This window comes from Geminicoccus flavidas (genome assembly GCF_009806515.1).
In the GTDB taxonomy this organism is placed as follows: Bacteria; Pseudomonadota; Alphaproteobacteria; order Geminicoccales; family Geminicoccaceae; genus Geminicoccus; species Geminicoccus flavidus.
This window is the reverse complement of record NZ_WUJP01000577.1, coordinates 1-4984: the sequence shown is the minus strand read 5'-3', so window position 1 is coordinate 4984 and position 4984 is coordinate 1. Positions and strand designations below refer to the sequence as shown.

Sequence of the window (4984 nt, the reverse complement as noted above, 5' to 3'; positions counted from 1 at the left end):
CGGTCAGCACGAGCTCGGCGAGAAAGGCGCAGTCGACCCGCCGCGCCACGTCGTGGCGGGCCGGGATCGAGGGGAAGGCGCGGGTGTCGTCGTTGAAGCCCACCGTGTTGTAGAAGCCGGCCGTCTCGGTGGTGAGCTCGCGATATCGCCGCATGCCCTCGGGACTGTCGAAGAACCACCAGGCGGGACCCAGCCTCAGGCAGGGATAGACGCCGGCCAGGGGCGCCAGCTCGCGCGCGTAAGTGCTCTCGTCCAGCGTGAACAGGATCACGGTCAGGTCGGCGCGATGGCCGACGGCAGCCAGCAGCGGGCGCAGTGCTTCGACATAGTCGGTGCGAGTCGGGATGTCCCCGCCTTTGTCCCGGCCGAAGCGGGCGAAGAGATGCGGGTCGTGGTTGCGCCAGGCACCGGGATGGATCTGCATGACCAGCCCGTCGTCCAGGCTCATCCGCGCCATCTCGGTCAGCATTTGCGCGCGGAACGCCTCGCGCTCCTCGGCCGAGGCCTCGCCGCCGCGCACCTTCGCGAACAGGTCGGTAGCAGCCGGCCCGTCCAGGTCGAGGGTCCGTGCCGTCGGGTGGCCGTGGTCGGTGGCGGTGGCGCCCATCGTCTTGAAGAAGGCGCGGCGCTGGCGATGGGCATCGAGATAACCCTGCCAGCTGCCGGTATCGCAGCCGGTGAGCTCGCCGAACCGGTCGAGATTGGCGGCAAAGTCCTGGAAGTCGGGATCGACCACCGGGTCGGGGCGGTACGCGGTGATCACCCGGCTGCCCCAGCCGGATTCCCGGATCTGCTTGTGCCAGTGCAGATCGTCGAGCGGGCTCTCGGTGGTGGCGATCACCTCGATGCCGAACCGCTCGAACAGGGCGCGCGGCCGGAACTCCGGCCGGGTCAGGCAGTCGGCGATCCGGTCATAGTACGAATCGGCATTGCGCGCGGAAAGGCGCTCCTCCAGCCCGAACAGGGTGGCGAAGGCATGGTCCAGCCAGAGCCGGGTCGGGGTGCCGCGGAACAGGTGGTAGTGCTCCGCGAAACGCCGCCAGATTCTGCGCCCGTCGGTCTCGACCGGCGTGCCGTCCACGCTCGGCACGCCCAGTTCCTCCAGCTTCACGCCCTGGCTGTAGAGCATGCGGAACACGTAGTGGTCGGGCACCACGAACAGCTGGGCGGGGTCGGGAAAGGGCTGGTCCTGCGCGTACCAACTGGGATCGGTGTGGCCGTGCGGGCTGACGATCGGCAAGGACGCCACCTCGGCCAGGAGCCGGCGCGCCAGGCTGCGGGCAGCGGGATCTACCGGCAGGAGCCGGTCGGGATCGAGCAGCAAGCCTGCCTCCTGAAAAGTCTGGTGTCTTGATGACCAGCATTGGCGGAAGAGTAATATATCAGTCGGGCCCGAGCAAGCGATATGATGACTTTCCGCGCGCTCTCGGAGGACGTGCCCACTTGACGCGGGTGCGCCCCGCGTGAGTCGCTCTGCCCCGCCACGAGTGAAGGGAGAACGGTAGTGGGCGTGCTGGACAAGTTCCGGGTCGACGGCAGGCGACTGATGGTCACCGGCGGCAGCCGCGGGCTCGGCCGGGCGATGGCGCTGGCGATCGCCGAGGCCGGAGCCGATGTGATCCTGATCGGGCGCAACCAGGAGACCCTGGTCGCCACCGCCGAAGAGATCCGGGCGCTGGGCCGTGAAGTCTGGACGATCGCGGCCGACATGGCCGATCCGGCGGACTGCGAGCGGGCCTGCCGCGACGCGCTTGCGATCCCCGGCCAGATCGACATCCTGATCAACAATGTCGGCAACCGCGAGGCCAACATCCCGACGGAGGAGATGCCGCTCGAGACCTGGCAGCGGCTGGTCGACCTGAACCTGACCAGCGCGTTCCTTGCAACCAAGCTGATCGGCGGCTCGATGCTCGACCGTCCGGGGCCGGCGCGCGGCAAGATCGTCAACATCGCCTCGATCAGCGCCATCATCGCCAATCGTGGCATCCATGGCCGGCACTACGAGGCCACCAAGGCGGCCCTGCTCCACTTCACGCGGGCGACCGCGGCCGACTGGGCGCAGCGCGGCGTCAACGTCAACGCGATCTGCCCGGGCCTGTTCATGACCGATGCCAACAAGCGCTGGAACGAGCTGAAGCCCGAGGTGATCCGGACCTTCGTCGACCAGATCCCGATGGGCCGGCCGGGCAACCCGGAGGAGATCGGGCCCCTGGCCCTCTATCTCGCCAGCCCGGCCTCCGACTTCGTGACCGGCTCCGCCTATGTGATCGATGGCGGCTACCTGATCTGGTAGTCCCCGGCGGCCCCGTGGGCGAGCGAGGAACTGAGCGGGCCGGTGCGGTTGCAGTGTTGAAATCGGCTCGCGCGCCCTCACATCACGTGGATGAGAAATAGTCCTATCGAATCCAACAATGTCAGCTTTGCCGAGCGGAGCAACGCCTCGGCGGCTGCCAAGCAGGCGCTGCTCGAGCGCTTCCGGGCGAAGGCGTCCGCGAACGACCCGGCCGCAGCGGCCCGCCAGGCGGAGCGCGTAGCCATCGCGCGGGCGCGCGAGGCCCGCAAGGCCGAGCGGGATGCGATCAAGCGCGAGCAGGAAGCCGCCTTGGCCGCCGAGCGGGCACGGCTGGCGGCCGAGGCCGAGGCCGAGAAGGCCGCTCTGGAGGCCCAGGCCGAACTCGAGCGCCAGCAGGAACAGGATCGCCTGGCGGCGCAGAAGGCCGCCCGTGACGAGCGCTACGCCAGGCGCAAGGCGCGCAAGTAGGCAGTCCGGTACCCCGGGTTTGCGCGATCGTGGCACCTTCGGGCCCGGCCCGGGCTTTACCGCACGGCCGCCCTGCCGCAGCCTCGGGCCGACCAGTCCCGAACAGCCACGGAGACGCGCATGACCAAGCCCAGCCTCGACCTCATCAGCGTCGCGGTGGACGACCTCCAGCGGACGGCCGCCTTCTATCGCGACGGCCTGGGCTGGTCGGCGGAGCGGGTCAGCACCAGTGACGACTATGTGAAGATCGACCTGGAGCGCGGCCTGTCCCTGCTGCTCTACGAGCGCGGCTTCTTCACCCGGCAGTTCGGCCACCTCGGTGTGCCCGGCCAGACCGGCGGGATGGTCCTCAGCATGCTCGCGGCCAGCGAGGACGAGGTCAAAGCCTTGGTCGCGCGGGCCGGTGCCGCGGGCGGGCGGCTGGTGGCGGGGGAGCCGCAGCCGCAGGCCTGGGGCGGCTTTGCCGGCTTTTTCGCCGATCCGGATGGGTTGGTGTGGGAGGTGATTGCCCAGCCGGCGGACGAGGAGGGCTGACCCGGCCGGACCCGCCAACCGGCGTCCCGCTACGGCTTGCCAGTCCCCTCAAGTAACCATACGGTTACCCGAACTATGTAAGGGGAGGGACGGATGGATCCGATCGCCAGGCGCCGCATGCCGAGAAGCGGCCTCGAAGTGACTCAGATTGGCTACGGTGCTGCGCCGATCGGCAATTTCCTGCAGCCGATCACCGAGGAGACCAGCGCTGCCATGATCGCGGCGGCCTGGGACGCGGGCGTGCGCTATTTCGATACCGCGCCGCTCTATGGCCATGGGCTGAGCGAGCTGCGACTGGGCCAGGGGCTGCGCTGGTATCCGCGTGACGAACTGGTGGTCTCCTCCAAGGTCGGCCGACGGCTGGTGCCGGCTAGGCGGGATTCGATCGACTTCGCCCCCTGGGTGAATGCCGCGCCGTTCCGCCTCCAGTTCGACTTCTCCTATGACGGCACGATGCGTGCCTTCGAGGATAGCCTGCAGCGCCTGGCGATCGAGCGGATCGACATCCTGTTCATCCACGACATCGACCGGTTTAACTTCGGCGACGAGCAGCCGCAAGTGTTCGAGCAGGCGATGGACGGTTGTGCCCAGGCGATCCTGAAGCTGCGCGACGAGGGCGTGGTCAAGGCCGTGGGCCTGGGCGTCAACGAGTGGCAGGTCTGCCATGAGGGCCTGAAACGCCACGACTTCGACTGCTTCCTTTTGGCTGGGCGCTACACGCTCTTGGAGCAGGAGGCGCTGGACGGCTTCCTGCCACTGTGCGTCGAGCGCGGCGCCTCGGTCGTGCTGGGTGGCGGCTATAACTCCGGCATCCTCGCGACTGGTGCCGTACCGGGTGCCAAGTACAATTACCGCCCGGCACCGGAAGAGATCATGGAGCGGGTTCGGCGGATCGAGGCGGTCTGTCAGCGCCACCAGGTGCCGCTCAAGGCCGCTTCGCTGCAGTTCGTCCTGGCCCATCCGGCGATCGTGTCGAACATCCCTGGCACCCGGACGGTGGCGCAGCTGGAAGAGAATCTCGCGATCTTCCGCACCGACATCCCGGCGGACTTCTGGGCGGAGTTGAAGCGGGAAGGGCTGGTGCGCGAGGACGCGCCCGTGCCGGGCTGAGGGCGGGGGACAAGCGGCTGGACAGGCCGGCCAGCGGATCGGTATGAAGTTTTTCGCGAAACTTCATACCTGTGCCGGCCGAGCCTGCCTGTGACCTCGGGGCGCGTCGGGCGGCGCCTGTGTCCTGCGGAGTGAAAGCCCGCCCATGCTGCGCCGAGAGTTCCTGCTGGCCGGTGCCACGCTGGCCGTCCTGCCGGGCCTTCCGGCCCGCGCCGCCGCGAAGGATGTGCTGGTCTACTCGTTCGCGCGCAATGTCGGCCCGCTCCATCCGCACGGCTACGCGCCGAACCAGATGTTCGCTCAGGCGATGGTCTACGAGCCGCTGGTCCGCTACGTGGAGGGCGGTCGGATCGAGCCCTGGCTCGCCACCGGCTGGACGGTGAGTGCCGATGGCCGGACCTGGGACTTCACCCTGCGCCAGGGCGTCACCTTCACCGACGGCACGCCGTTCGACGCCCAGGCGGTCAAGGCCAATCTCGACGCCCTGGTCGCGGACCGGGCGCAGCATGGCTGGCTGGAGCTGATCGCCCAGCTCCAGGCGGTCGAGGTAGTGGCACCGGACCGTGTGCGCATCCGGCT

The 4984-nt window shown here is 68.7% G+C and carries 6 protein-coding genes; 5 read left to right on the top strand and 1 reads right to left on the bottom strand.

The genetic code is table 11. The features are described 5' to 3' along the window. On the bottom strand, nucleotides 1-1324 hold a 1324-nt coding region (gene uxaC / locus EQG76_RS16505), incomplete at its 3' end, for a glucuronate isomerase (protein WP_235031407.1). A gap of 180 nt (nucleotides 1325-1504) precedes the next feature. Here uxaC and EQG76_RS16500 point away from each other — a divergent pair. The 5 genes from EQG76_RS16500 to EQG76_RS16480 all read left to right on the top strand — a co-directional run. Further along, nucleotides 1505-2293, top strand: a complete 789-nt coding sequence (locus tag EQG76_RS16500) for an SDR family NAD(P)-dependent oxidoreductase (RefSeq protein WP_159715399.1) — start codon at nucleotides 1505-1507, stop codon at nucleotides 2291-2293. A gap of 90 nt (nucleotides 2294-2383) precedes the next feature. Next, entirely contained in the window at nucleotides 2384-2761 is a 378-nt protein-coding gene (locus tag EQG76_RS16495) for a DUF6481 family protein (protein WP_159715397.1), read from the top strand. A gap of 120 nt (nucleotides 2762-2881) precedes the next feature. Then, nucleotides 2882-3295, top strand: coding sequence for a VOC family protein (locus EQG76_RS16490; protein WP_159715395.1), 414 nt, complete (start codon nucleotides 2882-2884; stop codon nucleotides 3293-3295). Between the two features lie 93 nt (nucleotides 3296-3388). Further along, nucleotides 3389-4405 (top strand): aldo/keto reductase, encoded by a 1017-nt coding sequence (locus EQG76_RS16485; protein WP_159715393.1) that lies wholly within the window; start codon nucleotides 3389-3391, stop codon nucleotides 4403-4405. Nucleotides 4406-4550: 145 nt separating this feature from the next. Continuing rightward, a partial coding sequence (locus EQG76_RS16480) for an ABC transporter substrate-binding protein (protein ID WP_235031406.1) occupies nucleotides 4551-4984 on the top strand: 434 nt, incomplete at its 3' end.

What these genes read in the sequence shown, in the direction of transcription:
- EQG76_RS16495 (WP_159715397.1), top strand. Translation starts at nt 2,384, where the DNA reads ATGAGAAATAGTCCTATCGAATCCAACAATGTCAGCTTTGCCGAGCGG.
- EQG76_RS16490 (WP_159715395.1), top strand. Translation starts at nt 2,882, where the DNA reads ATGACCAAGCCCAGCCTCGACCTCATCAGCGTCGCGGTGGACGACCTC.
- EQG76_RS16485 (WP_159715393.1), top strand. Translation starts at nt 3,389, where the DNA reads ATGGATCCGATCGCCAGGCGCCGCATGCCGAGAAGCGGCCTCGAAGTG.